This window comes from Pseudomonas sp. KB_15, assembly GCF_052114525.1.
In the GTDB taxonomy this organism is placed as follows: domain Bacteria; phylum Pseudomonadota; class Gammaproteobacteria; order Pseudomonadales; family Pseudomonadaceae; genus Aquipseudomonas.
Window position 1 is genome coordinate 16,328 of sequence record NZ_JBFREX010000004.1, and the last position, 23,904, is coordinate 40,231.

22 protein-coding genes, 1 tRNA gene and 2 pseudogenes are annotated in these 23,904 nt (G+C 60.4%); 11 read left to right on the plus strand and 14 right to left on the minus strand.

Annotated features, from left to right (window positions below; genetic code table 11):
• Window positions 1-54: 54 nt before the first annotated feature.
• The gene (locus AB4Z35_RS07295) at window positions 55-1,275 is read right to left on the minus strand and encodes an MFS transporter (protein WP_442096483.1); all 1,221 of its coding nucleotides are present in this window, start codon (window positions 1,273-1,275) and stop codon (window positions 55-57) included.
• Between the two features lie 134 nt (window positions 1,276-1,409).
• On the opposite strand from AB4Z35_RS07295, the gene AB4Z35_RS07300 reads away from it, so the two are divergent.
• Entirely contained in the window at window positions 1,410-2,183 is a 774-nt protein-coding gene (locus AB4Z35_RS07300) for an AraC family transcriptional regulator (RefSeq protein WP_108229536.1), read from the plus strand.
• 41 nt (window positions 2,184-2,224) lie between these two features.
• Here the strand turns inward: AB4Z35_RS07300 and phnX are convergent, their stop codons facing one another.
• The 4 genes and pseudogenes from phnX to psrA form a co-directional block, all read right to left on the minus strand.
• Window positions 2,225-3,052, minus strand: coding sequence for a phosphonoacetaldehyde hydrolase (phnX, locus tag AB4Z35_RS07305; RefSeq protein ID WP_008001838.1), 828 nt, complete (start codon window positions 3,050-3,052; stop codon window positions 2,225-2,227).
• 86 nt (window positions 3,053-3,138) lie between these two features.
• Window positions 3,139-4,011 carry a LysR substrate-binding domain-containing protein gene (locus AB4Z35_RS07310; RefSeq protein WP_008001835.1) on the minus strand — a complete coding sequence of 291 codons (873 nt, stop codon included), beginning with the start codon at window positions 4,009-4,011 and terminating at the stop codon, window positions 3,139-3,141.
• 54 nt (window positions 4,012-4,065) lie between these two features.
• Window positions 4,066-5,361, minus strand: coding sequence for an MFS transporter (locus AB4Z35_RS07315; protein ID WP_008001833.1), 1,296 nt, complete (start codon window positions 5,359-5,361; stop codon window positions 4,066-4,068).
• Window positions 5,362-5,491: 130 nt separating this feature from the next.
• Window positions 5,492-6,583: pseudogene (gene psrA / locus AB4Z35_RS07320) on the minus strand (iron-containing alcohol dehydrogenase PsrA).
• Window positions 6,584-6,862: 279 nt separating this feature from the next.
• Here psrA and AB4Z35_RS07325 point away from each other — a divergent pair.
• The 3 genes and pseudogenes from AB4Z35_RS07325 to AB4Z35_RS07335 all read left to right on the plus strand — a co-directional run.
• Window positions 6,863-6,964 (plus strand): annotated as a pseudogene (locus AB4Z35_RS07325) (AraC family transcriptional regulator); the annotation flags it as partial.
• Window positions 6,965-7,040: 76 nt separating this feature from the next.
• On the plus strand, window positions 7,041-7,421 hold the full coding sequence (locus AB4Z35_RS07330; protein WP_007990543.1) for a RidA family protein: 381 nt from the start codon (window positions 7,041-7,043) through the stop codon (window positions 7,419-7,421).
• 223 nt (window positions 7,422-7,644) lie between these two features.
• Window positions 7,645-9,633, plus strand: a complete 1,989-nt coding sequence (locus AB4Z35_RS07335; RefSeq protein ID WP_108229537.1) for a peptidase U32 family protein — start codon at window positions 7,645-7,647, stop codon at window positions 9,631-9,633.
• A 41-nt stretch (window positions 9,634-9,674) separates the two neighbouring features.
• Here the strand turns inward: AB4Z35_RS07335 and AB4Z35_RS07340 are convergent, their stop codons facing one another.
• Together AB4Z35_RS07340 and AB4Z35_RS07345 are read right to left on the minus strand one after the other, a co-directional pair.
• Window positions 9,675-10,256, minus strand: a complete 582-nt coding sequence (locus AB4Z35_RS07340; protein WP_442096484.1) for a hypothetical protein — start codon at window positions 10,254-10,256, stop codon at window positions 9,675-9,677.
• A 117-nt stretch (window positions 10,257-10,373) separates the two neighbouring features.
• The gene (locus tag AB4Z35_RS07345; RefSeq protein WP_442096607.1) at window positions 10,374-10,802 is read right to left on the minus strand and encodes a hypothetical protein; all 429 of its coding nucleotides are present in this window, start codon (window positions 10,800-10,802) and stop codon (window positions 10,374-10,376) included.
• A gap of 321 nt (window positions 10,803-11,123) precedes the next feature.
• On the opposite strand from AB4Z35_RS07345, the gene AB4Z35_RS07350 reads away from it, so the two are divergent.
• Window positions 11,124-11,198 (plus strand) — tRNA-Gln (locus tag AB4Z35_RS07350).
• 281 nt (window positions 11,199-11,479) lie between these two features.
• Window positions 11,480-11,908: a TOBE domain-containing protein gene (locus AB4Z35_RS07355; RefSeq protein WP_442096485.1), complete on the plus strand. Its 429-nt coding sequence runs from the start codon at window positions 11,480-11,482 to the stop codon at window positions 11,906-11,908.
• A gap of 85 nt (window positions 11,909-11,993) precedes the next feature.
• Here the strand turns inward: AB4Z35_RS07355 and AB4Z35_RS07360 are convergent, their stop codons facing one another.
• Window positions 11,994-12,656, minus strand: a complete 663-nt coding sequence (locus AB4Z35_RS07360; RefSeq protein WP_008004018.1) for a glutathione S-transferase family protein — start codon at window positions 12,654-12,656, stop codon at window positions 11,994-11,996.
• Between the two features lie 188 nt (window positions 12,657-12,844).
• Here AB4Z35_RS07360 and AB4Z35_RS07365 point away from each other — a divergent pair, with 188 nt between their 5' ends.
• Window positions 12,845-13,777, plus strand: coding sequence for a GlxA family transcriptional regulator (locus AB4Z35_RS07365; RefSeq protein ID WP_442096486.1), 933 nt, complete (start codon window positions 12,845-12,847; stop codon window positions 13,775-13,777).
• Window positions 13,778-13,878: 101 nt separating this feature from the next.
• Entirely contained in the window at window positions 13,879-14,853 is a 975-nt protein-coding gene (locus AB4Z35_RS07370; protein ID WP_442096487.1) for a nitrilase-related carbon-nitrogen hydrolase, read from the plus strand.
• Window positions 14,854-14,920: 67 nt separating this feature from the next.
• Here AB4Z35_RS07370 and AB4Z35_RS07375 read toward each other — a convergent pair whose 3' ends face one another.
• Window positions 14,921-15,427: an HvfX family Cu-binding RiPP maturation protein gene (locus AB4Z35_RS07375; protein WP_008004024.1), complete on the minus strand. Its 507-nt coding sequence runs from the start codon at window positions 15,425-15,427 to the stop codon at window positions 14,921-14,923.
• 467 nt (window positions 15,428-15,894) lie between these two features.
• Here AB4Z35_RS07375 and AB4Z35_RS07380 point away from each other — a divergent pair, with 467 nt between their 5' ends.
• A complete protein-coding gene (locus AB4Z35_RS07380; RefSeq protein WP_442096488.1) occupies window positions 15,895-17,397 on the plus strand; it encodes an aldehyde dehydrogenase family protein in 1,503 nt (500 codons plus the stop codon).
• Between the two features lie 61 nt (window positions 17,398-17,458).
• On the opposite strand, the gene AB4Z35_RS07385 is transcribed toward AB4Z35_RS07380, so the two are convergent.
• Entirely contained in the window at window positions 17,459-18,118 is a 660-nt protein-coding gene (locus AB4Z35_RS07385; protein WP_008046959.1) for a carbonic anhydrase, read from the minus strand.
• 61 nt (window positions 18,119-18,179) lie between these two features.
• Window positions 18,180-18,647, minus strand: coding sequence for a cyanase (cynS, locus tag AB4Z35_RS07390; protein ID WP_007997334.1), 468 nt, complete (start codon window positions 18,645-18,647; stop codon window positions 18,180-18,182).
• Window positions 18,648-18,770: 123 nt separating this feature from the next.
• Between cynS and cynR the strand changes: the two genes are divergently transcribed.
• Complete coding sequence (gene cynR / locus AB4Z35_RS07395; protein ID WP_442096489.1) at window positions 18,771-19,652, plus strand: transcriptional regulator CynR; 882 nt, start codon at window positions 18,771-18,773, stop codon at window positions 19,650-19,652.
• A gap of 189 nt (window positions 19,653-19,841) precedes the next feature.
• On the opposite strand, the gene AB4Z35_RS07400 is transcribed toward cynR, so the two are convergent.
• The 3 genes from AB4Z35_RS07400 to AB4Z35_RS07410 form a co-directional block, all read right to left on the minus strand.
• A complete protein-coding gene (locus AB4Z35_RS07400; protein ID WP_442096490.1) occupies window positions 19,842-20,171 on the minus strand; it encodes a hypothetical protein in 330 nt (109 codons plus the stop codon).
• A 523-nt stretch (window positions 20,172-20,694) separates the two neighbouring features.
• A complete protein-coding gene (locus AB4Z35_RS07405; RefSeq protein WP_442096491.1) occupies window positions 20,695-21,198 on the minus strand; it encodes a GNAT family N-acetyltransferase in 504 nt (167 codons plus the stop codon).
• A gap of 69 nt (window positions 21,199-21,267) precedes the next feature.
• The gene (locus AB4Z35_RS07410) at window positions 21,268-23,214 is read right to left on the minus strand and encodes a DNA topoisomerase III (RefSeq protein WP_442096492.1); all 1,947 of its coding nucleotides are present in this window, start codon (window positions 23,212-23,214) and stop codon (window positions 21,268-21,270) included.
• Window positions 23,215-23,494: 280 nt separating this feature from the next.
• On the opposite strand from AB4Z35_RS07410, the gene AB4Z35_RS07415 reads away from it, so the two are divergent.
• A complete protein-coding gene (locus AB4Z35_RS07415) occupies window positions 23,495-23,863 on the plus strand; it encodes a DUF427 domain-containing protein (RefSeq protein ID WP_442096493.1) in 369 nt (122 codons plus the stop codon).
• Window positions 23,864-23,904: the final 41 nt, after the last annotated feature.

Sequence of the window (23,904 nt, forward strand, 5' to 3'; positions counted from 1 at the left end):
ACAGGTGTTACCGAGTGCTACAAGGTTGGTAGCAAAAGTGATCGGCTGAATCCTTCAGCGAGCACCCCGGGTCGAAGGCAACAGGATCGTCAGAATTCCCAGCAGCGGCAGGTACGAACACAGCGTGTACACGTACTCGATGCCATGGATATCCGCCAGATGCCCGAGCAGCGCAGCACCGATCCCGCCGAAGCCGAACATCAGGCCGAAGAACACCCCGGCGATCATGCCGACGTTGCCGGGCACCAGTTCCTGGGCGAAGACCACAATGGCCGAGAATGCCGAGGCGAGGATGAAGCCGATGATCATGCTCAACACGCCCGTCCAGAACAGGTCGACGTAGGGCAGGGCGAGGGTGAAGGGTGCGGCGCCGAGGATCGAGAACCAGATCACCTGCTTGCGGCCGATCCGGTCGCCGATCGGGCCACCAAAGAACGTGCCCGCCGCGACGGCACCGAGGAACAGGAACAGGTACAACTGCGAACTGGCCACCGACAGGTCGAACTTCTCGATCAGGTAGAAGGTGAAGTAACTGGTGAAGCTGGCCATGTAGAAGTATTTGGAGAATACCAGTAGCGCCAGCACCACCAGGGCGAACGTCACCCGCTGTTTCGACAGGCCGTGGGTGGCCTTGCTGCCTTGCTTGAGCTTGAACAGGTTCAGGTGATTGCGATACCAGCGGCTCAAGCCGTATTGCACGAGGATGGCGAACACCGCGAACAGGCCGAACCACGCGACGTTGCCCTGGCCATAGGGAATGATGATCGCGGCGGCCAACAGCGGACCGAAGGCGCTGCCGGCGTTGCCACCAACCTGAAAGGTCGACTGCGCCAGGCCGTAGCGACCGCCCGAGGCCAGGCGTGCTACCCGCGAGGTCTCCGGGTGAAAGGTCGACGAGCCAACCCCCACCAGCGCCGAGGCCACGAGAATCGCCGGGAAGCTGCCGACCATCGACAACATCAGAATGCCGATCAGGGTGCAGACCATGCCGGCCGGCAATAGCCACGGTTTGGGGTGTCGGTCGGTGTAGAAACCGATCCACGGCTGCAGCAATGAAGCAGTGAGCTGGAAGGTCAGGGTGATCAGGCCGACCTGAGTGAAGCTCAAGCCATAACTGGCCTTGAGCATCGGGTAGATCGACGGCAGCACCGCCTGGATCAAGTCGTTGATCAGATGCGCCAGCGCACAAGCGCCGATGACCCGCATGACCAGTGGGCTGGCTTGGCTTGCAACCGAGACGGTGGGTGAGGGTGAGCTCAGGGTAGTGGTCGACATGGGCGAGTTTCCGGATAAAAAACGCGAACTGCGAACGCAAGGCGCAGCCCATTTCAGGGTTCGGCGTTATCCTATGGGCCTCAAGGGCGCCCGTCTCGCGCAACTCGGGCATGGACCATCGCAAAAAGGGCGTCATGATCAAGCCATTGCAGACATTTCTAGCGGAGATCGACCAGGGCGGCTGGAGCGTTCGCAGCAGTGCGACCGACTACCCGGAAAACTGGTTTATCGCGCCGCATTCCCATGAAAAGCATCAACTGATCTATGCCATCGAAGGCGTGATGGTAGTGCACGCCGCCACGAGCCAATGGACGGTGCCACCGAGCCGCGGCATCTGGATGCCGAGTGGGGAAGTGCACTCGATTCGCTGTGTGGGGGCGATCAAGATGCGCAGCGTGTTTGTGCACCCCGACGCAAGCCCGGATCTGCCCGCCGAAACCCGCGCGGTGAGTGTGTCCGCGTTGCTCAGTGAGCTGATCAAGGTCTCGGTGGACTTCGATTTCAATTGCAATCCGGACTCGCGGGAAGCCCGTGTGCTGCGCCTCATTCTGGATGAATTGACGATCCTGCCAACTTTGCCATTGAATCTGCCGCAGCCCACCGATCAAGGTATCAATCAGATCTGTAGCGCGTTGCAGCGTGACCCCGGGGATGGCTCGACGTTGTCGGACTGGAGCGCGCGGTTGAGCCTCGACGCCAAAACCATCCAGCGAAGGTTCCGCAAGGAAACCGGCATGACTTTCGGCCAATGGCGCCAGCAAGCGCGCCTGCTGCTGGCGCTGGAACGAATCGCCGTCGGGGAGAAGATCATCGACATCGCCGGGGAGCTGGGATACGACAGCCCGAGCGCGTTCACGACCATGTTCAAGAAGCAGTTCGGCAAGACGCCGAGTGATTTTTTCAAGTGAGGCGGCCGCCCATGGGACGGCCGCTTGACGCCTGAATCAGGTCAGGAACCTTGCGGCGTTTCACCTCGCGCCAGCCGGGCATTGATGTCTTCGATGACCGCTGGCAGATCGACGATGGTGTCGATCAGGTAGTGCGGGCGTGAGCCTTCGAACATCCTGACGATGCGGGCGCGCTCACTGTCCAGCCTGTCGGAGGGCAAGGCCTTGTATTGCTCGTAGGTCAAGCCCAGGGCATTACCGGAACAGGTCAGCGCGACCGTCCACATACCGGCGGCCCGGCCTTCGAGAATGCCGGGCCAGGTGTCGTCGACCTTGACGCAGGCGGCGACGTCGCTGATCCCCAGGGCAATCACGTTGGCCAGGGCCTGGGCCGGGTAGGGACGGCCGTTCGGCACCTCGTCGGTGGCCACCACATGGTCCGCCACGTAGCCATTGTGCCGCGCCAGCTCGACCACTTTTTCCATGACCACGGCGGGGTAACCGGAGCAGGAGCCGATTTTCAGGCCCTTGTCGCGCAAGGCATCGATGGTGTTCAGCGCGCCGGGAATCAAGGCCGAGTGCAGGGCGATTTTCTCGATCTGCAGCGGCATGAACCGTTCGTACAGTGCGGTGACATCGTCATCGGTCGGCAGGCGATCAAACACCGTACGGTAGCGTTCGGCGATCTGCGGTTGATTGCACAGGGTGCGGATGTGATCCCACTTGCCCATGCCCATCGGGCCCCGCGCTTCTTCCAGCGAAACGGCGACGCCGAACTCGGCAAAGGCCTCGACGAAAATCTGCGTGGGGGCGAAGGAGCCGAAATCGACAACGGTGCCGGCCCAGTCCAGGACCACGGCTTGCAGTTGGGTCGGTTGTTGGTAGTTCATGGTATTTCTCCATTTTTTGTTGTGGGCAGGCCGTCCCTCCTGTTGCCAGGAAGTAAGCCTGTGGATTGCTCAAGGGTGAGACGAAATCAGGTGCTCGGCGTTGGGCTGGAGTCGAACAGCTCCGCGATCATTGGCCGGTTTCGGCGAATGCCCAGGCAGCACAGGTGGTAGTCGATGGAAAACGGGTGATTGACGAAGGTGATCGGTTTGGTGCCGGGCGTTTCGGCGTACTCGACGGCCGAGACGAAACCGATGCCGATGCCCTTGGCGATGGCATGCACGATGGCCTCGCGGCTGTTCAACTGCATGACGCAGTTCAGCGCGACGCCCAGGTGCTTGCAGCTTTCCTCCACCAGTTGACGAGTACGGGAGCTTTTTTCCCGCAGCACCCATTTCTCTTCGCTGATCTGCTCGACATGTACTTCTTTCTGCCGGGCCCAGGGATGGTCGTCCCGCACCACGGCAATGATCGGGTAGCGCCGGTAAAGCTGCGTGTCAAAACGCTGGTCGAATTCGGACAGGGCCAGGATCGCCACATCGATATCGAAGTTGAACAGACGATCCAGGGTCTCCTTTTCCGCAGAGAACGAGGTTTCCAGTTCGATGTCCGGGTGCCGCTGCATCAGTTCGTAGGTCAGGTTCATCGCAATGGGTGGGGACACTGCGCCCAGGCGCAACATACCGGACTTGCGTTGCTTGAAACTCTGCAGCAGTTGCACGGCTTCATCCTCCTGGCCGAACAGGCCCTGGGTAATCGCATAGAGCTGGTGCCCGGCGGCACTCATTTCGATAAAGCGGCCGCGGCGGTGGAACAGCTCCACGGAAAACTTCTTCTCCAGGGCGTTGACCTGCTCACTGACCGTGGGCTGGCCGACGCTCAAATACTCGGCGGCGAGGGTGAAACTCCCGGTCTTGGCCACTGCATGAAATGAACGTAGCCACTTGTGGTACTGGTACATAGACGATCCTGTTCCTGAGCCGCTGCCACTGATTCAATCTGTCCAGCCAGGCAATCAACGCCTGATGAACAGCGCCACCGACGCGCTGCAGAGACAGGCAGCGGTGACCACGATGAAGATCAGCGAGGTGTTGCCGGTACTGTCGAGCATACTGCCGATCAGCGGTTCCGCCAGGCCGGCGAACAGGTAGGACGAGAAGTTCATCACCCCGGTCGCCGTGCCGGCGCGCTTGGCGCCCACCAGGTCCGGGCACAGCGCCCAGAAGCTGGAAGCGGGGCCGTACACGAAGAAGCCGCAGAGAAACAAGGCCACAAGGCCGGTTGCGCTGTGGGGGGCAAGGGTCCACATCCACAAACTGGTCGCCGCGCCGAGGAACATGTAGAGCATGATCGCCAGGTAGCGTTTGGAGCCGAACAGCTTGTCCGAGATCCAGCCGTTGCTCAGCGCGCCGATGGCCATGCCGACGGGAAGGGCCACGGTGATCCACTTCGGATCGATCATGCTGTCGCCGGTCTTCCAGTTGGCACCCAGGAAGTGCACCGGCACCCAGACGATCAAACCGTAGCGGGCGGCGTTCTGGAAACCCAGGGACACGGCGGCGATGATCAGGCGAAAGTTTTTCAGAACAGCCTTGTAACGCTGCGCGGAAGTTTCGACTTCGCCATGGGCCACTTCATGGCTTTTGTCCTCGGCGTTGGCCACACCGGTGTCGGCAGGCGGTTCGAAACCCAGGTCTTGCGGACGCTCGCGGGCCACCAGGTAGAAGATGATGCCGCCCGCCAGCATGAGCAATACGGGCAGGCGGAAGATCCAGCGCCACTCCAGATGCATCACTTCCAGCACGACGATCGAGGTCACGTAGGAAAGCACCGACGCGCAGCCGGCCGCGAACACATAGAAACCGTAGACCTTGCCGCGCTCGCCCGCGCTCCACCAGTTGGAGATCAGCCGACTGCCCGGTGCCCAGCCCAATGCCTGGAAGTAGCCATTGATGCCCCAGGGCAGGATCAGCCCGGCGAAACCGCTGGCGAAACTGGTCACCCAGTTGGCGCCACAGGACAGTACGGCGCCCATGGTCATGATGCGTCGGCCACCGAATTTGTCGGCGAGGTTGCCGTTGATGGCCTGGCCAATGGCGTAGGCCCAGAGCATGGCGGCCGATGCCCAGCCAAGGTGCTCTTTGGTAAAGCCGAACTCGGCCTGGATACCGGGGATGGCGAAACCGAACGTTTGTCGCCCGGTATAGAAAAACAGATAGCAAAACATGGCTGCCAGCAGCATGCGCCACTGGGCGACGCGAAACGATGCGGTGTGTACGGCGAGACCTGGCATGGTTTGGGCACGATTCATGATCTTTTCCTTATTCTTGTTCGTTCCCTGCGAGTTGCGTCGCAGGGTGCACTCTTTTTCAGGTGCGGCAGGAAATCGTCGCGGCTCGTTACGCCGCTGGCAGTGTAGTGTCTTGGGGGGCTGGCGAGCCCTAGGCCGCTCGTGAGCCGATGAAGTTCTTGCCCCGTGCGCCCTGCAGGGCGAAATCGATCATGGTTTCAGCTTCTTCGGCCGTTACGCCGTAGTCGGCGAACTCGGTTTTCACATCCAGGCTGTGCAGGAAGGCGCGCAATCGGGCCTGGGCTTTATCCAGGTCTGGCCCGAAAACCCGTTGCAAGGTCTTGTCGCGCGTTGCGTCGTRGCCCCAGGCAAGGCCCAACACCAGTGGCAAGGTGAAGGAGCAGGCGATGCCGTGGGGCAGGCCGTAGCGCAAGGTCATCTCATAGGAAATGGAGTGGGCCAGCGCGGTCTTGGTGTTGGAGAACGCCATGCCGGCCTTGAGTGCGGCGAGGGCCATCCGTGAGCGCAGTTCCTGATTGGACAGGTCACGCCGCAGTAAGGGCAGGCATTCGAGGATGTCCTCGATGGCAGAGATCGCGAAGGTGTCGGAAAGCGGGTTGGCGTTGATGTTCCAGATCGACTCGAGTGCGTGGGACAGTGCATCCAGCCCGGTGGAAACGGTGACGCTGGCCGGCACCGTGAGCATCAATTGCGGATCGATGATCGCGACCTTTGGCCAGGTACAGTCCAGGTGCAGGGAATACTTCTTGTGGTTGGCGGCGTCCCAGATCGTCGCTCAGGGCGTGACTTCACTGCCGGTGCCTGCCGTGGTCGGGGCCGCGATCAGCTGTTTACTGCGTACCGGGACGAAGGGTTTGCCGCTTGCCAGCAAGGCGAGCAACTCATCGAAGCGGCCTGACTCGGTGCCGACAATCAGCGCTTTTGCCGTGTCGATGGCGCTGCCGCCACCGACGGCGATCACGGCATGGCATTCACCGGCCTCTTGCCAGAAACGTTCATAGGTCGCGCGCAGTTGCGCGACATCGGGATTGGGCTGGACATCTTCGATCACGTAGACCAAACGTTCGCCCAGCAACGCTTGAAGGCGATCCACCAGCCCCAGGCCACGGGCTTCGGGAAAGGTCACGACGGCAACGTTCTGGTGTTCGGTGATGGCGGCAAGCTCTTGCAGGCTGCCCCAGCCGAAACGGGTATCCACTGGGTTGTGAAATCGGGCGGTCATGGCGGGTCCTTGGTTTTTGTTGTTGGAAGTGACGCCATGCTCGCGGTCCACGGTCTACTGCACAAATCGATAAATCGCAGGTTTGAATCGGCTGGGCCGATAACGGCTGGTATGAAGGACGTGGCTGACGCTTCGCTTTCAACCGCTGTAAAGAAACTACCTGCCGCCCTGCGGCAATCACCATGAGTGATGGTGATTGCCTCTATGTTCCGCCTGCCGGGCTTCGGAGATCGGCCAGTTGAACCAGATAGCCGTGCTGCGTGGCTACGCGGCGGTGCCGACCGAGGTGCATTCACCCGGCAGTTCAAGGAATCGACCGGTTTCACCTCGCGCCAGTACCGCCAGGCCACCGGTCACGAGCAGCCATCCGGTGTGGATTAGCGACGCGCCGCCAACGGCCCTGTAAACTGGCCGCGCAAAAGGCACCTGCCTTACCCTTTCAAGCAAGAGAGCTCCCATGGCAAACCACGACCTGACCTTTACCCCCGATCCTGATGCCGATTCGATTTCCTCCGACGTCGTCGGTTTCGGCGGTGTGCTGGTCTCCACCCAGATCCCCACCCGTGCCGACGGCAGCCTGGAACTGGGCGACATCACCCTGCAAAGCGAATGCACCCTGCAAGCGCTGAAGGTCGCGCTGGAGCGTGCCGGCAGTTCCATGGACCGCGTGATGCACCTGACCATCTACCTCACCGACATGGCCGACCGCGCCGCGTTCAACGAGGTCTACAAGCGATTCTTCGCCAAGCCGTGGCCGGTGCGCGCTGCTGTCGGGGTTGCCTCGTTGGCGGTGGAAGGCATGCGTGTCGAAGTGACGGCGATGGCCGCCAAGGCCTAACTGCAGCAACACAACCCCTGTAGGAGCGAGCCTGCTCGCGATGGCGGCGTGTCAGTCGACATCGATATTGGCTGTCATACCGCTATCGCGAGCAGGCTCGCTCCTACAGGTGTTCGGGTAGGGCAGGTCTACTCGGAACGCCACCGGGCAGCACGAGGTGCCGGTCAGGCGTTTCGCCGCTACAATGCACGCCTCGACCGTGACAAGCCTGACTAAAAAAATTATGTCTTTGCCCAAACATCACCTGGAATTGCTCAGCCCTGCCCGCGATGTCGCCATCGCCCGCGAGGCCATCCTGCACGGCGCCGACGCCGTGTACATCGGCGGCCCGAGCTTCGGCGCTCGCCACAACGCCTGCAACGAGGTGAGCGAGATTGCCGAACTGGTGGAATTCGCCCGTCGTTATCACGCGCGGATCTTCACCACCATCAACACGATCCTGCACGACAACGAACTGGAGCCGGCCCGCCAGCTGATCCACCAGTTGTACGATGCCGGCGTCGATGCGCTGATCGTCCAGGACCTGGGTGTGATGGAGCTGGACATCCCGCCGATCGAATTGCACGCCAGTACCCAGACCGACATCCGCACTCTGGAGCGGGCGAAGTTCCTCGATCAGGCCGGTTTCTCGCAACTGGTGCTGGCCCGCGAGCTGAACCTCAAAGAGATCCGCGCCATCGCCGACGAGACCGACGCGGCCATCGAGTTCTTTATCCATGGCGCGTTGTGCGTGGCTTTTTCCGGCCAGTGCAACATTTCCCACGCGCAGACCGGGCGCAGCGCCAACCGCGGCGATTGCTCCCAGGCCTGCCGTCTGCCGTACACCCTCAAGGATGAAAAGGGTGGTGTGATCGCCTACGAAAAGCACCTGCTGTCGATGAAGGACAACAACCAGAGCGCCAACATCCGCGCCCTGGTCGAGGCCGGCGTGCGCTCGTTCAAGATCGAGGGCCGCTACAAGGACATGGGCTATGTGAAGAACATCACCGCCTACTACCGCCAGCGCCTCGACGCCGTGCTCGAAGACCGTCCGGACCTGGCCCGTGCCTCCAGCGGCCGCACCGCGCACTTCTTCCTGCCCGACCCGGAAAAAACCTTCCACCGTGGCAGCACCGATTACTTCGTCACGGACCGCAAGATCGATATCGGCGCCTTTGATTCGCCGACCTTCACCGGTTTGCCGGTGGGTGTGGTCGAGAAAGTCGCCAAGCGTGACATGCAGGTCGTGACTCACGAGCCGCTGTCCAATGGCGACGGCCTCAACGTGCTGGTCAAGCGTGAAGTGGTGGGTTTTCGCGCCAACATCGCCGAGCCCAAAGGCGAGTTCGAGGAGGACGGCGAGAAGCGCTATCGCTATCGCGTCGAGCCCAATGAGATGCCGGAGGGGATGTACAAACTGCGCCCCAACCATCCGCTGAATCGCAATCTCGATCACAACTGGCAACAGGCGCTGCAAAAGACCTCTGCCGAGCGTCGCATCGCGCTGAGCTGGGTCGCTCGCCTGCGTGAAGACCAGCTGGAACTGACCGCTACCAGCGAAGAAGGCATCAGCGCCAGCGTCACCCTGAACGGCCCGTTCGGCGCCGCCAACAAGCCGGAACAGGCGCTGGAGCAATTGCAGGATCTGCTCGGCCAGTTGGGTACCACGCAGTACCACGCCATCGACATCAAGCTGGATGCGCCGCAGGCGTACTTCATCCCGAACTCGCAGCTCAAGGCCTTGCGCCGTGAAGTGATTGAAGCCTTGACCGAAGCGCGGGTCGCCGCCCACCCGCGTGGCAGCCGCAAGGCCGAAACCACACCGCCGCCGGTGTACCCGGATTCGCACCTGTCGTTCCTGGCCAACGTCTACAACCAGAAGGCCCGCGACTTCTATCACCGCCATGGCGTCAAGCTGATCGACGCGGCCTACGAGGCCCACGAGGAGACCGGTGAAGTGCCGGTGATGATCACCAAGCACTGCCTGCGTTTCTCCTTCAACCTGTGCCCGAAACAGGCCAAGGGCGTGACCGGCGTGCGCACCAAGGTTGCACCGATGCAACTGATCCACGGCGATGAAGTGCTGACGCTGAAGTTCGACTGCAAGCCTTGTGAAATGCACATCATCGGCAAGATGAAAGGCCACATCCTCAACCTGCCGCAACCGGGCAGCGTGGTCGGTCACATCAGCCCCGAAGACCTGCTCAAGACCATCCCGCGCGCGCCACACTGAGTGACCGGTGGGTGCGCCGCAACGGCGCGCTCACCGATTGTTCAATACCCTTTGTAGTGGAAGTAAACGAATGCCACGGCAGCAGCCAGACCAAACGCTGCCAGGGCTTTTGTTCGTGCGGTTGCCTGGAATTCGCTTGACGCTTGCTCATGGGGTTGCGGGTACGCGGTGGCGTCATGGCGACGCTGCGGCATGGCCCAATAGGTGTAATGCAAGCCGATCAGCAGGGAAATGGCCATCAGGCCGAGGATCAGCCAACGTATCGTTGCCGGTTTTCGAGCGGCGGATATGCTGATCTCGTGTTCACAGGCCGCGCTCTCGAACTCCAGGACGGAAATGGGCTGGTAAACCGTCGAGGGCCCCTGTGCGTCACTGCGTATCGCCGCCATTTGTTCCAGGTCCAGTGCCTGATACTTCCAGAGTGTCGTCGATCCTTCCCGGCAGTAGGTGAACGCAGCGGGGCTCGAGGCGCCGATGATGCACGCGTCGTCGATACCGATACTTTTCAGGGTTTCCATCGCAGACCGTGTGAAGTCCATTTCGAGGACAGGAATGACGCCGTTGGCAGACACCGCGACCGACACCAGCAGGCTCGCGATGGCGCAGAGGGTTGATGTTTTCAAGGTCGAGCCCCCCCCCCTCGTTTTCACAGGATTTTTGTTATAAACGCGGGGTCTGGTTGCAACCTGCTTTTGCTGAAGTCTAGACGCTGGCGACAATCCTGGAGCTGGCGGTCGACATTATTCACAGGTGTCGGCGACGGCTTTTTCAGCGCGTTTGAATTCCTGTTTGACGTCGGTGGGGATGCGTTGCTTTTTCAGTTCCTGACCGAGGAATGGTTGATCGCCCCGGGACTGGAGCTCTGCGTCCTCGGCCGTTATCTGCGCTTCGATGGCCGCGGCGTGCTTGTCGATGACGGCATCGACCTCGGCTTCATTCCTGGCGGTATCGAGTGCCTGGACCAACTGGCCGGCCTCGGCTTTTTCGGCTTCGGCATAGGCTTCGACCGTCAACCCTGAGGCCAAGGCCCGTGCCTGGGTTTCCAGGCCATTGAGATGCTCCCGTGCGGCCTTGCAGACCGCTGCCTGTCGCTGGCTCTGGATGTGTTCCCAGGTGTTCAACCCATAAATCGCGGTCCCGAGTACCAGAAGGGTTGCAGCGGCCCCCATTAATTTGCCTTTCACTTTTGGCGCCCTCAAATGGCAAGGGAAGGGTGTTGCGCAAACGATTCCCGATTCAATTCGAGTAAAGAAAAGCGTAGCAGAGCTGGTCGGGCTGAATGTGCGCCGATAACTCCCCGAGATCCGGCTCAGCACTAAGCGACTGTTTTAATGAACAAATTTTTTTGTTTGGACTTCCCAGACGAAGAAAATGTTGGTAAATTTGCGCCCACTCTTGCAGCGGCCCTCAGGGAACCGGTCGCGCAAGCGGGCAGCAGGTCTTGTTGCCACTCAAGAAAGCGAGTGCCAGGCACTCATCGCAACAGATACAGGGGCGTCGCCAAGCGGTAAGGCAGCAGGTTTTGATCCTGCCATGCGTTGGTTCGAATCCAGCCGCCCCTGCCATTTTTTATTCCTGCCTAATCAGATAACACTCGACCGACGGTTATTATTCGTCGATTTGCCGGTGTTTTGCGTCTGTTATCCATCTCCCGGATGTTCCCTTGCCAGCCAGCGTCCAGCCAGGGTTTGCGGGCGTCCTTTCGGCGCGTTTCATGGAGACCTTCCGGGCTGATCTGGCCATCTGTCACTGAACCAGAGCGGCGCTGTAGTTGTTTCTACATAGCGTTTACACTGATGATGCCCGCCGTTTCCTAACTTTAAAGTCAAGAAAAGGACGCCTCATCATGAAAGTCAGTGCACGCAACGTATTCAAAGGCAAAGTCAGCCAGGTCCAGCAAGGCGCGGTCAACGCCGAAGTGGTTCTGACCCTGGCGGGCGGTGAGCAACTGGTTGCCGTCGTCACCATGGAAAGCATCAAGAACCTGGGCATCGCCGTCGGCAAGGAAGCCGTCGCGCTGATCAAGGCGCCATGGGTGATGTTGATGACCGAATCGAGCGATATTCGCCTGTCGGCGCGTAACTGCCTGGAAGGCAAGGTGCTGAGCGTCACCGACGGTGCGGTCAACGCAGAAGTGGTGATCGAGCTGGCCGGCGGTTCGAAGGTCTATTCCATTGTGACCCGCGATGCCGTGGCCGAGCTGGGTCTGGCTGCCGGCGTCAGCGCCACGGCAGTGATCAAGGCTTCGCACATCATCCTGGGCGTTCCAGCCTGATCAGACGCAAGCATTCTTTACTGATCCCCGTGATCCATTTCCTGATGGATCACGGGGGTTTTTCGTTTTGGCCTTTCGATCATCATTACCGAAAGCGCTCCGGGATGGCCTCGGCAAACGGATACCAGGAAAAATAGGGCCTTGCCTCGTCGATGACCCGTTCGACCGAGGGCCTTTGGGTCAACCTGTCGAAATAAGCACTCAAGTGGCGATGATCGTCGGGAAAGGCTACGAGGGTGCTGGCGTAGAACAGCGCCGGGGCGGCGGCGCAATCGGCCATGCTGAACGCCCGGCTGGCCACCCAGGTTCTTGCTGTCAGTTGACGTTCAAGCATGCCGTACGCGGTCATCAGCGCGGCGCGTTCCCGGGTCAGGTCGCCATTGGCGGCGTTCAGGCGGTCACTGACGATCTTCTGCATGGGCACCTGAACATGCAGGTCGAAAAAACGATCCCACAGGCGTACGTCCAGTGCGGTTTGCCAATCATGCGGAATCAGGTGCGCCTGGCCGGGATGAAGCCGGTCCAGGTACTCGATGATCACGCTCGACTCCGGCACATCCTTTTGCCGGGCAAGGTCGCGAAGCACCGGAAACTTGCCGATCGGCCACAACGCTTGAAGCTCGGCCCGGTCGGCATCGTTGCCCAGGTCGATGATCCTTTTTTCAAACTCGATTCCCAGTTCATAGAGAGCGATCAGCGCTTTGTGGCAGAACGATGAGAGCGGATGGAAATAAAGAGTCAGTGACATCCTTCAATTCCTCGGTGAGATGGAAACCCTTTCATTATCCGTCGCCATCCGCCGATGCGCGAGGCGCTCTGTCCTGGTGCTCGCGATGCCGGTCGGCGCCACCCTGATGTCCGGTGCCTGCTGTTCGGGTTAGAGTGTAGATTCTCTGGCCTGAATATCAGGCATGCCGCGTTTATGGTCATATTGCCATGCACCAGATCGGACTCATTGTTTACCCCGGTTTTCAGGTTCTGGGCCTGGCCATGTGTGCCGCCTTCGAGTTGGCCAACAGCGCCGGTGATGAGCCGTTGTACAGCATTGCGTTACTGTCCGAACCGGGTGGCCTGGTGCAAACGTCCGCAGGTTTTGCTGTACAGACCGAAGTGTTCGACCAGCGCTCGTTCGATACGCTGCTGGTCATGGGCGACAACCTGATCCGCCCGACCACACCGGGCATGCTGGAGTTTTTGCGCCGCGCCAGTCACGGCACCCGGCGTCTGGGCTCGATTTGCACAGGGGCGATTGCGTTGGCGGAGGCCGGTTTGCTCGAGGGTCGGCGGGCGACCACCCACTGGGCGCATGTGCCGGCCTTTCGCAAGGCGTACCCGAACGTGAAGGTCGAGGAAGACCGGATCTTCATCAACGATGGCCACCTGTGGACCGCGGCGGGCATGAGCGCTTGCGTGGACCTGGCCTTGGCGCTGGTGGAGAAGGATCTGGGCGTCGACGTTGCACGCAAGGTCGCGCGGCAATTGGTGGTGTATCACCGGCGTTCCGGCGGACAGTCGCAGTTTTCGGTGATGCTGGAACTGGCTCCCAAGACTGATCGCATACAGGCCGCGTTGAATTACGCCAAGCAGAATCTCAAGTCCGCGCTGTCGGTCGAGGCGCTGGCCAGCGCGGCCAATCTCAGCCCTCGGCAATTCAGCCGGGTGTTTCATGCCGAAACCGGTCAGTCTCCGGCCAAGGCCATCGAAAACCTGCGGGTCGAGTCGGCCCGGTTGATGATGGAAAGCGGGCGTTACTCCATCGATGTGGTGGCGGCGGACACTGGTTTTGGTGATCGGGAGCGTATGCGTCGCGCATTCATTCGTGCGTTCGGGCAGCCGCCGCAGGTGATTCAGCGTGCCAGTCGGGGCTGAATCGTGATGTCCTGAAAAGTGGTGTATACGACATTCAGGTCTTTATATTATTGTCGTAATCTTGATCTCGTTGAACCATTTCCCTCAATGAGATCACCGCCATGACCCTCGTCAAAGCCGCCGCCGTACAAATCAGTCCCGTTCTTTACAGCCGAGAAGGCACCGTCGAAAAAGTGGTGCAGAAGATTCTCGAACTCGGCGAGCAGGGCGTGCAATTTGCCGTGTTCCCGGAAACCGTCGTGCCGTACTACCCGTATTTTTCCTACGTGCAGTCGCCTTACGAAATGGCCGCCGAACATCTGAAACTGCTGGATCAGGCTGTCACCGTGCCTTCGCACGCCACCGATGCCATCGGCGCGGCGGCCAGGCAAGCGGGTATGGTCGTGTCCATCGGCGTCAACGAGCGCGATGGCGGTACGCTGTACAACACGCAGTTGTTGTTCGATGCCGACGGCTCGCTGATCCAGCGTCGCCGCAAGATTTCCCCGACCTACCACGAACGCATGATCTGGGGCATGGGTGACGGTTCCGGCCTGCGGGCCGTTGACAGCGCGGTAGGGCGCATCGGGCAACTGGCCTGCTGGGAGCATTTCAACCCGCTGGCCCGTTATGCCTTGATGGCCGATGGCGAACAGATCCATGCGGCGATGTACCCGGGGTCGTTTGCAGGTCCGTTGTTCGCCTCGCAAATGGAAGTCAGTGTTCGCCAGCATGCCCTGGAGGCCGCGTGTTTTGTGGTCAATTCCACGGCATGGCTGTACCCCGAGCAACAGGCGCAGATCATGGCCGACACCGGTTGCGCCATCGGCCGGATCTCCGGCGGTTGCTATACCGCGATCGTMGGCCCGGACGGTGTGGTGCTGGGGTCGTTGCAGGAAGGTGAGGGCGAGGTGATCGCTGACCTCGACATGGGGCTGATCGACAAGCGCAAACGCATGATGGATTCCCGCGGCCACTACAGCCGCCCGGAACTTCTGAGCCTGCTGATTGACCGCACACCTCAAACCCATGTGCATGAACGCAGCGCGCATCCGAAGTTGGCCGAAGAGAGCGGGCTGGAGGAAGTGATTCGTTAGTTTCAGGCAAAAAAACAGGGGACTTCATGGAAGTCCCCTGTTGTTTGTCCGCGTTGCAGATTGCGTTTCAGCGCCGCCAGAAGAATCGAGCCAGCAGCGCATCGATGCCGAACTTGCCGCCACCCGACAGCAACAACGGCGTGAGGGCCACAAGGTAGATCAATGGCAGTTTGAAGTTGCCGTAGCCCTTGTTGCTGATGGCATAGCCTTGGGCAAGTTCACTCAGGGTATGCCAGTCGGCGGGCCAATGGATGGCGGCGGTTGCGACGAGAGTCACCACCATCAGGCTCAACGCCGAAAAACGCGTGCCCAGGCCCAGCAGCAAGGTCATGGAAAAGATCAGTTCGGCCCACATCGACAGTTCCCAGTTCAGCGTTGCTGGAAGGTGGTCGAACGGAAACGGGAAGCGCTCCTGGATATCGGTGAACCAGTTCTGGCCGTTGAATTTTTCCAGGCCGGACTCGAAGAATTCCCAGGCGAGAAACACCCGCAGCGCCAGGGGGGCAACCCAGTCGCCGGCACGGTCTAGGTTCAGGTGCAGGCCTTTGACGGCCGAAGAAATGGAGGTGCTCATGGACATTGATCTCTTTCAGGTCAGGGAGGCGGGGCAACGGCATGCCCCGTGAGTTGAGCGTTTTGATCGGCGTGGCCAATCGACAGGCGTATTTCATCAACGGGGTGTATCTGCGGTGTGTCGTTGTGGTGGGGTTTTGAGTGCGGGGTGTGTCAGGGGCGGGGCTGTACACACTGAGATACGTAACCGGTACCTCTGTGCGAGCCTGCTCGCGATGGCGGGGTGTCAGTCGACATCAATTCTGACTGTCCTGCCGCTATCGCGAGCAAGCTCGCTCCCACAGTGGATGTTGGTCGTGGGCTGGATTTGGTCGACGCCAAACAAATGTGGAAGCGAGCTTGCTCGCGATAGCGGAGTGTCAGGCGCTATTGATGTTGGATGGAATGGCCTCTTCGCGAGCAGGCTCGCTCCCACAGGGAAATTGCTATACATTTTCCGGCCGCCCCCCTGCATGGTGAAACCGTTTCATGTCTCTTGCGCTCGAACGTCTAGTCGCTGGCACGCCGATCCCTTTCGCCGGTAATCGTGTCACTGTCGTCAGCCCCGAACTGGCGCAACGCTTCCAGCCCGGTGACCACCTGCTGGTGGAGCAGGTCAGCGGCGAGTTGCTGCTGATCCCCGTGGCGGACCAGCAAGCGGCCAACGTCGCGATCGAGCGCGCCCAAGCGGCGTTCACCGCGCTGTCGGCGGTGTCCGATCAAGCAATCAGTGCCTTCTTCGACCTGTTTGCCCAACGCCTGGAAACCCCGGAATGCTGGGCCTTGATCGAAGCCGCCAACCTGGCCGACATCGAGCGGGCCAAGGCGCGCGGTCGCTCGACCACCCGGTTGCTGGCCGATGAGCGCATGCGTCGCGACATGATCGCCGGCCTGCGCGCATGGCGTGATGCCGCGGCCAGCCGTGGCAAGGTGATCAGCTGCGTCGAGCACGATGGCTGGAAGGTCGAGCAAGTGGTCTCGCCATTGGGCATCGTCGCCTTCGTCTTCGAAGGCCGGCCGAATGTGTTTGCCGACGCGGCCGGTGTATTGCGCACCGGCAACACTGCGGTGTTGCGCATCGGCAGTGATGCATTGGGCACCGCGCAGGCGATTGTTGCCCATGCGTTGAATCCCGCACTGAACGATGCCGGATTGCCAGCTGGTGCGGTGTCGCTGGTGGAAAGCGTCAACCACGCCGCCGGTTGGGCGATGTTCGCTGACCGGCGCCTGTCATTGGCGGTGGCCCGTGGTTCGGGTCGCGCCGTCAGCCAGTTGGGCAGCATCGCGCAACAGGCCGGCACGGCGGTCAGCCTGCACGGCACCGGTGGCGCGTGGCTGGTCGCCAACGCCGATGCCGATGCCCGACGCTTTGCCGCCGTGGTGCGCAACTCCCTGGACCGCAAGGTCTGCAACACCCTGAACGTCTGCCTGATTCACCGCGACCGCGCCGCTGAACTGGTGCCGCTGTTCCTCGATGCACTCAAGCAGGCTGGCACCGCACGGGGGCAGGGTTGCAAGTTGCACATCGTCGAAGGCAGCGAGTCGCACCTGCCGCAAGACTGGTTGACTGCAACGGTCGAGGTATTCCGCGCCGAGGGTTATCAAACCGAGGCGCAGGCCGAGCCGTTGGCGGAAGATCAATTGGGCCGTGAATGGGAGTGGGAAGAAACCCCGGAAGTCAGCCTGAAAATCGTCGACGACCTGGACAGTGCCATTGCCTTGTTCAATCGCTACAGCCCGCAATTCACCGTGTCATTGATCAGTGAAAGTGCCGAGGCCCAGGAGCGTTTCTACAACGCGGTCAACGCGCCTTTTGTCGGCAATGGCATCACCCGTTGGGTCGATGGTCAGTACGCGTTGAACAAGCCGGAACTGGGTCTTTCGAACTGGGAGAGCGGGCGCCTGTTCGCTCGCAGTGCGATTCTCTCGGGTGATGGCGTGTTTACGATTCGTAGCCGCATGACCCAGGTCGATCTGGGCGTCAAACGCTGAGATGGCGGAACCGGTGACCGCTGCAAGGGCGGTCACTTTGTTGAGCAAACGGCAGTTCTGATCACGCGGCTTTGATCGCCTTGGCCGATACGGCACAAGTGCCCGGATGCTCGACCAGCGACACAAAGCTTCGGCTGTCGGCATCCAGCGCGTCGATCGAACCGGTCTCGATGTCATACACCCAGCCATGCAGGTTCAACAGGCCTTTTTCCTGTGCCAGTCGCACACTCGGGTGCGTCTGGATATTGGCCAGTTGGGCAATGACATTTTCCCGAACCATCGAGCTGACCTTGGCCGCTTCGCTGGCGTGTGGCCGGCCTTCGTTGATCACTTTCGCTGATTCGGCGTGTTGCAGCCAGCCGCTGACGGCGGGCAGGTGATCCATGCAAGTGCACTTGGCTACCGCCGTCATGGCGCCGCAGTCCGAATGGCCGCAGATCACAATGTCGGTGACGCCGAGCACAGCGACGGCGTATTCGACAGTGGCCGATACACCACCCGGATGCGGACTGTAGGACGGCACGATGTTGCCGGCGTTACGGATCACGAACAGCTCACCGGGCTCTTGTTGGGTCAGCAGTTCCGGCACTACACGGCTGTCGGAACAGGTGATGAACAGCGTGCCTGGATGTTGGGTGGTGGCCAGGTGTTTGAACAGGTCAGTGCGTTGTGGAAAGGCTTCTTTCTGGAACTTCAAGAAACCGTCGATGAGCGCTTTCATGATCGCTTCCTCATGGGTGACCAGGGTTTGGCCCGCACCGGTAGTGCGGGCCGGTAACAACTTAGAAAGGGCGCAGCGGCAGGAACTTGCCGTCGAGGGTGATGACTGCGCGGGAGCCGCCTTCCGGATCTTCGACTTTCTTCATGTCGAGCTTGAAGTTGATCGCGCTGATGATGCCGTCGCCGAACTGCTCATGAACCAGGGCTTTGAGGGTGGTGCCGTAGATCTGGATCATTTCGTAGAAGCGGTAGATGGTCGGGTCGGTCGGCACACCCGAGAGGCTGCCGCGCAGCGGGATGATCTGCAGCCGGGCCACGGCGTCGGCGTCCAGTTCGAGTTTGTCGCCTACCACTTTGGCGGCGGTTTCCGGCAGCGGATGTTGACCGAGCAGGGCAGCGGTGACGTAGGCCAGGCTCAATCCGGTGCCGTCGGCCAGGTCCTGCCACGACAGGTTTTTGCGTGCCTTGGCATCAAGGACAGAAGTGGTCAGGGCCAGGCTTGGGTCGTTGTAGGCGTGGGACTGTTGCATGGTGATTCTCCTATCGGGAGTGGCGTTGCTTGGGTGTGGGGCCATCTTCTGCCGATCGACTCATAGCGTCCAAGATCGATATACAATGCAATCCATAAGTACTGCCTATAGATGGAGAATCCCGTGTTGCTTCGACATTTGCGTTATCTGCTGGCGGTTGCCGACCAGGGTGGTTTCACTCGCGCCGCCGAAGTGCTGCACGTATCCCAGCCAACCTTGTCGCAGCAGATCCGGCAACTGGAAGAGTCTCTGGGCGTGAGTCTGTTCGACCGGACCTCGCGCACGGTCAAGCCGACCGATGCCGGTGAGGCTTACATTGAATGCGCGCGGCGGGTATTGGTGGAGCTGGAAGCGGGCAGGCGTGCGTTGCATGACGTGAAGGATCTGTCTCGCGGGACGTTGCGCCTGGCCATGACGCCAACCTTCATGGCCTATCTGGTTGGGCCGCTGGTGCGAGACTACGTGGCGCGCTACCCGAACATCCATCTGGAGATTTTCGAGCTGTCGATGGACGAAATCGAGGCCGGGCTGGCAGATGATTCGCTGGATGTCGCGATTGCGTTTGATCAGGTGAGAAGCGCCGACATCGAATCGATCCCGGCCTTTACCGAAACCCTGGGGTTGATGGTCGGGCGGGATCATCCGCTTTACGAGCGTCAGGAGGCGTTGTCCGCCGAAGAGGTGGCCGAGCTTGAGTTTGCCCTGCTGAGCCCGGACTACATCACCCGCACCTGCATTGATGAGTATTTCGCGCAGGCGTACATCACGCCCAAGGTGGTGATTGAAGTGAACTCGGTCAATACGCTGCTGGAAGTCATCCGGCACTGCGCCATCGCCACCATCCTGCCGGAACCCATCGCCACTCAGGATCGGGCATTGCGAAAATTGTCCATGCTGGGAGCAGCGCCTGAACGCGGGGCTGCGTTGCTGCGGCGCAAGAACAACTACCACAGCGCGGCGTCACTGGCGTTTGTGGAGCTGGTGTTGGGGACGAGTTTGTCTTGAACACCACAAAGCCTTGTGGGAGCGAGCTTGCTCGCGAAGGCGGCGGTCCATTCAACATTGATGTATCCGTAAGTGTGTCATCGCGAGCAAACTCGCTCCTACAGTTGATCTTCGTTCAGGCATAAAAAAAGCCTGCTCCTTATTGGGAGCAGGCCTTGTTTATCAATAAGTCAGTGACGACTCATTCAATTAGTAGAGCCGGTCAATCACCCGAACTTCGTTCTGATCCTGCATCGAGGCCCAGGCCTGTTTCAGGGTTTGCAGAACATTACCAATGAAGTCCTTGTCGGCTGCGGCTTTCTTGCCGACATAGCCCTGGCCGCGACGGTACATCTTCAGTCGGGCCAGCAGGTTCTGGTTGTTCTGGTCGAACTCTGCTTCATGGGCATGAGGCGACAGGCAGTCGATATGAACCTGGCCAGACTTGCTGATCCAGAGAATATGGCTGTCGTGGCTGTCTTTCTTTGCAGCGAACATACGAGCCAGTTCATCGATAGTTGGTTGATTGTTCAGATTCATCATAAAGCCCCTTGACCAATTGGTGATCTTTCAAAGTTGATTCGCTAATACAGGTAGCCCATCGGTTAGTTGATCCCTGGCACCGAAACCAGGACGTCAGCGTTCGACCGCCTTATCGGGCGGGGTCCTGCGTCTGTTGCATGTAGTCGTGTTGAATAACTGCTACGCAATAGCGTCACAACGAAGAGAAGCGGCGAAAACCTTAAGGCCACTGCCGACATTTTCAGGGTCGGCCACAAGCTTCATGAGGATTGCTCGCCAAGACTTCTCGCCCTTGTACTGGACGTTCAGGCCAGGTCAGCTTCTTCAATCTGCCTTGTGGGCAGCGTGTATCCGGGAAAAACAGCTCGGCGGTCAGACGAGCTTGCTCAAACGTGTTGCCTGCACTCCCGATCGGGGAGACGTCTGCATCATGCAAGGGCAAATCGGAGGCGTCAACGGTTTTGTAGTGATTATTTTTGGTCACTACATATTGTCGGACAAAGCTGTTCGGAATTAGCGCGGGGAGTTGAGGGCGTGTCGGTCAGGATGACAACGGCGGACACTCAAAGCGGTAAAAAGTGCAGGGATGACCGTCAACCACCTGCTGATGCAGGGTGAATCCGTCAACGCCGAGCCCCGGCATCACGGCGGCCCAGAACCGGCGTGCCGGCTGATTCGCCTCGAGATGGAAAATCTGCCATTGACCGGGGAATTGACTCAAGAGGGTGGAAACGACAAATCGCGCGACACCCCGGCCACGGAAGCGTCGGCTGACAAACAGATAGCCGATGTTGTAGTCGGCACCGGGGAGATGAGTCCGGTCATCCACGGTCACGAAGCCGGCCAGTTCTGTGTCGACCTTGATCAGGAAGGGGCGGGTGGCCGGGTTTCGCCAGTAGTCCGGCATGGGCAGGATGTTGAAGAGGCCGTATTCACCCAGTTTCAGCGGCAACCATTCGCTGAAGTCGTAGGTGTAGAACTGCATCAGGTTTTCGATGGTTTCCAGCTCATCGCGTTGGGCGGCGTGCAGTTCTATCGAAGACATACGAAGTGGCTCCTGACAGGCCAAGGGACACAGTTGATTATGGTCGGCGTCGCACGATCTGTGGCGGGTTTAAGTATTGCTTGCCGGTTTTGACTTGCGCCGGGTGCCGCTCGCTGGTTTGCGCGCAGTGCCTTTGCGCTTTTTCTTCCAGGGGGCTGCGGCGGATCCGCCGGGCGGTGGACCGCTGATGGTCAGGCTCAGTCCGGCGCAACGGCTGACCTGCTTGCTCATCCACGCCGCCTGTTTGGTGACGAACTCTTCCAGACTCATTTCCCCGCTTTGCACCATGTCCAGCGCCTGTTCCCAGATCGCCGTAGTGCCCGGATCGGCGATGGCCCGCGGCACGGCGTCGATCAGGCTGAACGCGGCCGGCGTGGCGGCCAGGGCCTTGCCGTTCTTGACCAGATAACCACGGTCGAGCAGGCCCTGGATGATCGATGCACGGGTCGCTTCGGTGCCGATACCGGTGGTGTCCTTGAGCTTTTGCTTGAGCAGAGGGTCTTGCACCAGTTTGGCGACATTCTTCATGGCCTTGATTAGATCGCCTTCGGTGAACGGCTTCGGCGGTTGGGTCCAGAGGTCCTTGAGTTGCACGCCGGCCACGGCGCAGTCGATGCCTTCGGCCAGGTTCGGCAGTGTCTGCGGCGCCGGGGCTTCGCGCCCCTTGGCCGGAGCCAGCGCTTCGGGCAGGGCGCGTTTCCAGCCCGGCTCGATGATCTGCTTGCCGACAGCGCGCAGGGCTTGGCCTGCGCAATCGAAGTCGGCCTGGGTGCGGTCGTATTCGTGATTGGGCAGGAATTGCGCCAGGTATCGCGCGCGGATCAGGGTGTAGACCGCGCGCTGTTTGCCCGCCAGCCGGTCGAGATTCTTCGCCGCAGCCGTGGGGATGATGCCGTGGTGAGCGCTGACCTTTGCATCGTTCCAGGCCCGTGAACGCCGTTGCGGATCAAGGTGATCATGCAACACGTTCAACGCCGGATCGGCCTGGTGCAGCGCCGCCAGAATGGCCGGCGCCTCGCTGTGTTGACTCAGGGGCAAGTAGCCGCAATCGCTGCGCGGATAGGTAATGACTTTGTAGGTTTCGTACAGCGCCTGGGCGATGTCGAGGGTTTCCTGGGCGCCGAGGCCGAGTTTCTTTGAGCAGACCTCCTGCAGGGTGCCCAGATCGAACGGCAGCGGCGCCACTTCGCGCATCCGCTCGGTGCGCAGTTTGATCACCCGCGCACTGGTCGCGCCGCTCATGGCGTTTGCTGCTTGTTGTGCCAGCGCCTGATTCAGGCAGCGGTCCTGATCGTCGCAAAGGTCCGATGCCGCGCGCCATTGCGCCGTGAACGCGGTGCCGTTGTGCAGCAGTTGCACATCGATGGCCCAATAGGGGACGGGCACAAAGTCGGCGATGCTGCGATCGCGATCCACCACCAGGCGCAAGGTCGGCGTTTGCACCCGGCCGACCGGCAACACGCCTTGGTAGCCAGACTGGCGCCCCAGCAAGGTGAACAGCCGACTCATGTTCATGCCGATCAGCCAGTCGGCCCGGGAGCGACCCAGGGCCGAGTGATAGAGGCTGAAGGTCTCGTTCCCCGGTTTGAGTGCCGCGAGGGCCTTGCGGATGGACGCATCGTCCAGCGCCGACAACCAGAGCCGGCGGATCGGCCCGCGATATCGGCAATGCTCCACCAGCTCCCGGGCGATCATCTCGCCTTCACGGTCGGCGTCCGTGGCAATGATCAGTTCGCTGGCTTCACCGAGCAGGCGCTTGACCGCTTTGTACTGGCTGGCGGTACGCGGCTTGACGGTCATTTTCCACTTTTCGGGAATGATCGGCAGGTCTGCCAGCACCCAGCGCTTGTAGCGCGCGTCGTAGGCATCCGGCGGTGCGGTTTCCAGCAGGTGGCCGATGCACCAGGTCACCGTGACGTCCGTTCCCAGCCAACAGCCATCGCCCCGGCGCCTGGCGCCGAGTACTGCCGCTATGTCTTTGGCCTGGGAAGGTTTTTCACAGAGGTACAGCCGCATAACCACCATCGTCGATCTATGTGTCAGGGGTGCACAGAATGGCGCTTGATGGACAATGGAGCAATCTTTATCTGTATGGATGTACAGCTTGGTGTGTCGTGCCGACGGACTGTGCCGGCAGGCTCCGTTCGGCTGTGAAGCCGTCAGGAGGGGGAAACTTGGGTTATACATGATAAATCGTGGTCGCAGGTTTTGGGGCTGCTGCGCAGCCCATCGCGGGCAAGCCACGCTCCCACATCATCGATTTGCAGGTCCATCACCGTCATGAGGAACGTATTCCATGAAAAGCTCCGGTCCTAGTCCTGTCATCACTATCGCCGAGCAGCCCGGCTGTCTGCTGGTGAAGTTTCACGGTATTCAGGTGGCCGCCTCGGCGCGGGCCCTGGTGTTGCTGGAGGCCAATTACCCGCCGGTGTATTACGTGCCGCGAGAGGATATCGACGAGAAATATTACGCACGCACCGACCACACCAGTTATTGCCCGTACAAGGGCGATGCCAGTTATTTCAGTTTGCAGGTGCCGGGGCATGAGAGTGCCAATGCAGTGTGGAGTTATGAGAATCCCAAGATATCGGTGGAGCAGATACGCGAATATGTGGCGTTCTACCCGGATCAGGTGAAGTTTGAGTTGTTGGATGCCGAGGTTTGATGGTCGCCGTCAGCCGGGCGCAGCTGTGGCGAGAGAGTCTG

Excerpts from the sequence above, each read along its gene's own strand:
- AB4Z35_RS07295 (WP_442096483.1), bottom strand. The coding sequence starts at position 1,275 with ATGTCGACCACTACCCTGAGCTCACCCTCACCCACCGTCTCGGTTGCA.
- AB4Z35_RS07300 (WP_108229536.1), top strand. The coding sequence starts at position 1,410 with ATGATCAAGCCATTGCAGACATTTCTAGCGGAGATCGACCAGGGCGGC.
- phnX (WP_008001838.1), bottom strand. The coding sequence starts at position 3,052 with ATGAACTACCAACAACCGACCCAACTGCAAGCCGTGGTCCTGGACTGG.
- AB4Z35_RS07310 (WP_008001835.1), bottom strand. The coding sequence starts at position 4,011 with ATGTACCAGTACCACAAGTGGCTACGTTCATTTCATGCAGTGGCCAAG.
- AB4Z35_RS07315 (WP_008001833.1), bottom strand. The coding sequence starts at position 5,361 with ATGAATCGTGCCCAAACCATGCCAGGTCTCGCCGTACACACCGCATCG.
- AB4Z35_RS07330 (WP_007990543.1), top strand. The coding sequence starts at position 7,041 with ATGGCAAACCACGACCTGACCTTTACCCCCGATCCTGATGCCGATTCG.
- AB4Z35_RS07335 (WP_108229537.1), top strand. The coding sequence starts at position 7,645 with ATGTCTTTGCCCAAACATCACCTGGAATTGCTCAGCCCTGCCCGCGAT.
- AB4Z35_RS07345 (WP_442096607.1), bottom strand. The coding sequence starts at position 10,802 with ATGGGGGCCGCTGCAACCCTTCTGGTACTCGGGACCGCGATTTATGGG.
- AB4Z35_RS07355 (WP_442096485.1), top strand. The coding sequence starts at position 11,480 with ATGAAAGTCAGTGCACGCAACGTATTCAAAGGCAAAGTCAGCCAGGTC.
- AB4Z35_RS07360 (WP_008004018.1), bottom strand. The coding sequence starts at position 12,656 with ATGTCACTGACTCTTTATTTCCATCCGCTCTCATCGTTCTGCCACAAA.
- AB4Z35_RS07365 (WP_442096486.1), top strand. The coding sequence starts at position 12,845 with ATGCACCAGATCGGACTCATTGTTTACCCCGGTTTTCAGGTTCTGGGC.
- AB4Z35_RS07375 (WP_008004024.1), bottom strand. The coding sequence starts at position 15,427 with ATGAGCACCTCCATTTCTTCGGCCGTCAAAGGCCTGCACCTGAACCTA.
- AB4Z35_RS07380 (WP_442096488.1), top strand. The coding sequence starts at position 15,895 with ATGTCTCTTGCGCTCGAACGTCTAGTCGCTGGCACGCCGATCCCTTTC.
- AB4Z35_RS07385 (WP_008046959.1), bottom strand. The coding sequence starts at position 18,118 with ATGAAAGCGCTCATCGACGGTTTCTTGAAGTTCCAGAAAGAAGCCTTT.
- cynS (WP_007997334.1), bottom strand. The coding sequence starts at position 18,647 with ATGCAACAGTCCCACGCCTACAACGACCCAAGCCTGGCCCTGACCACT.
- AB4Z35_RS07400 (WP_442096490.1), bottom strand. The coding sequence starts at position 20,171 with ATGAATCTGAACAATCAACCAACTATCGATGAACTGGCTCGTATGTTC.
- AB4Z35_RS07405 (WP_442096491.1), bottom strand. The coding sequence starts at position 21,198 with ATGTCTTCGATAGAACTGCACGCCGCCCAACGCGATGAGCTGGAAACC.
- AB4Z35_RS07410 (WP_442096492.1), bottom strand. The coding sequence starts at position 23,214 with ATGCGGCTGTACCTCTGTGAAAAACCTTCCCAGGCCAAAGACATAGCG.
- AB4Z35_RS07415 (WP_442096493.1), top strand. The coding sequence starts at position 23,495 with ATGAAAAGCTCCGGTCCTAGTCCTGTCATCACTATCGCCGAGCAGCCC.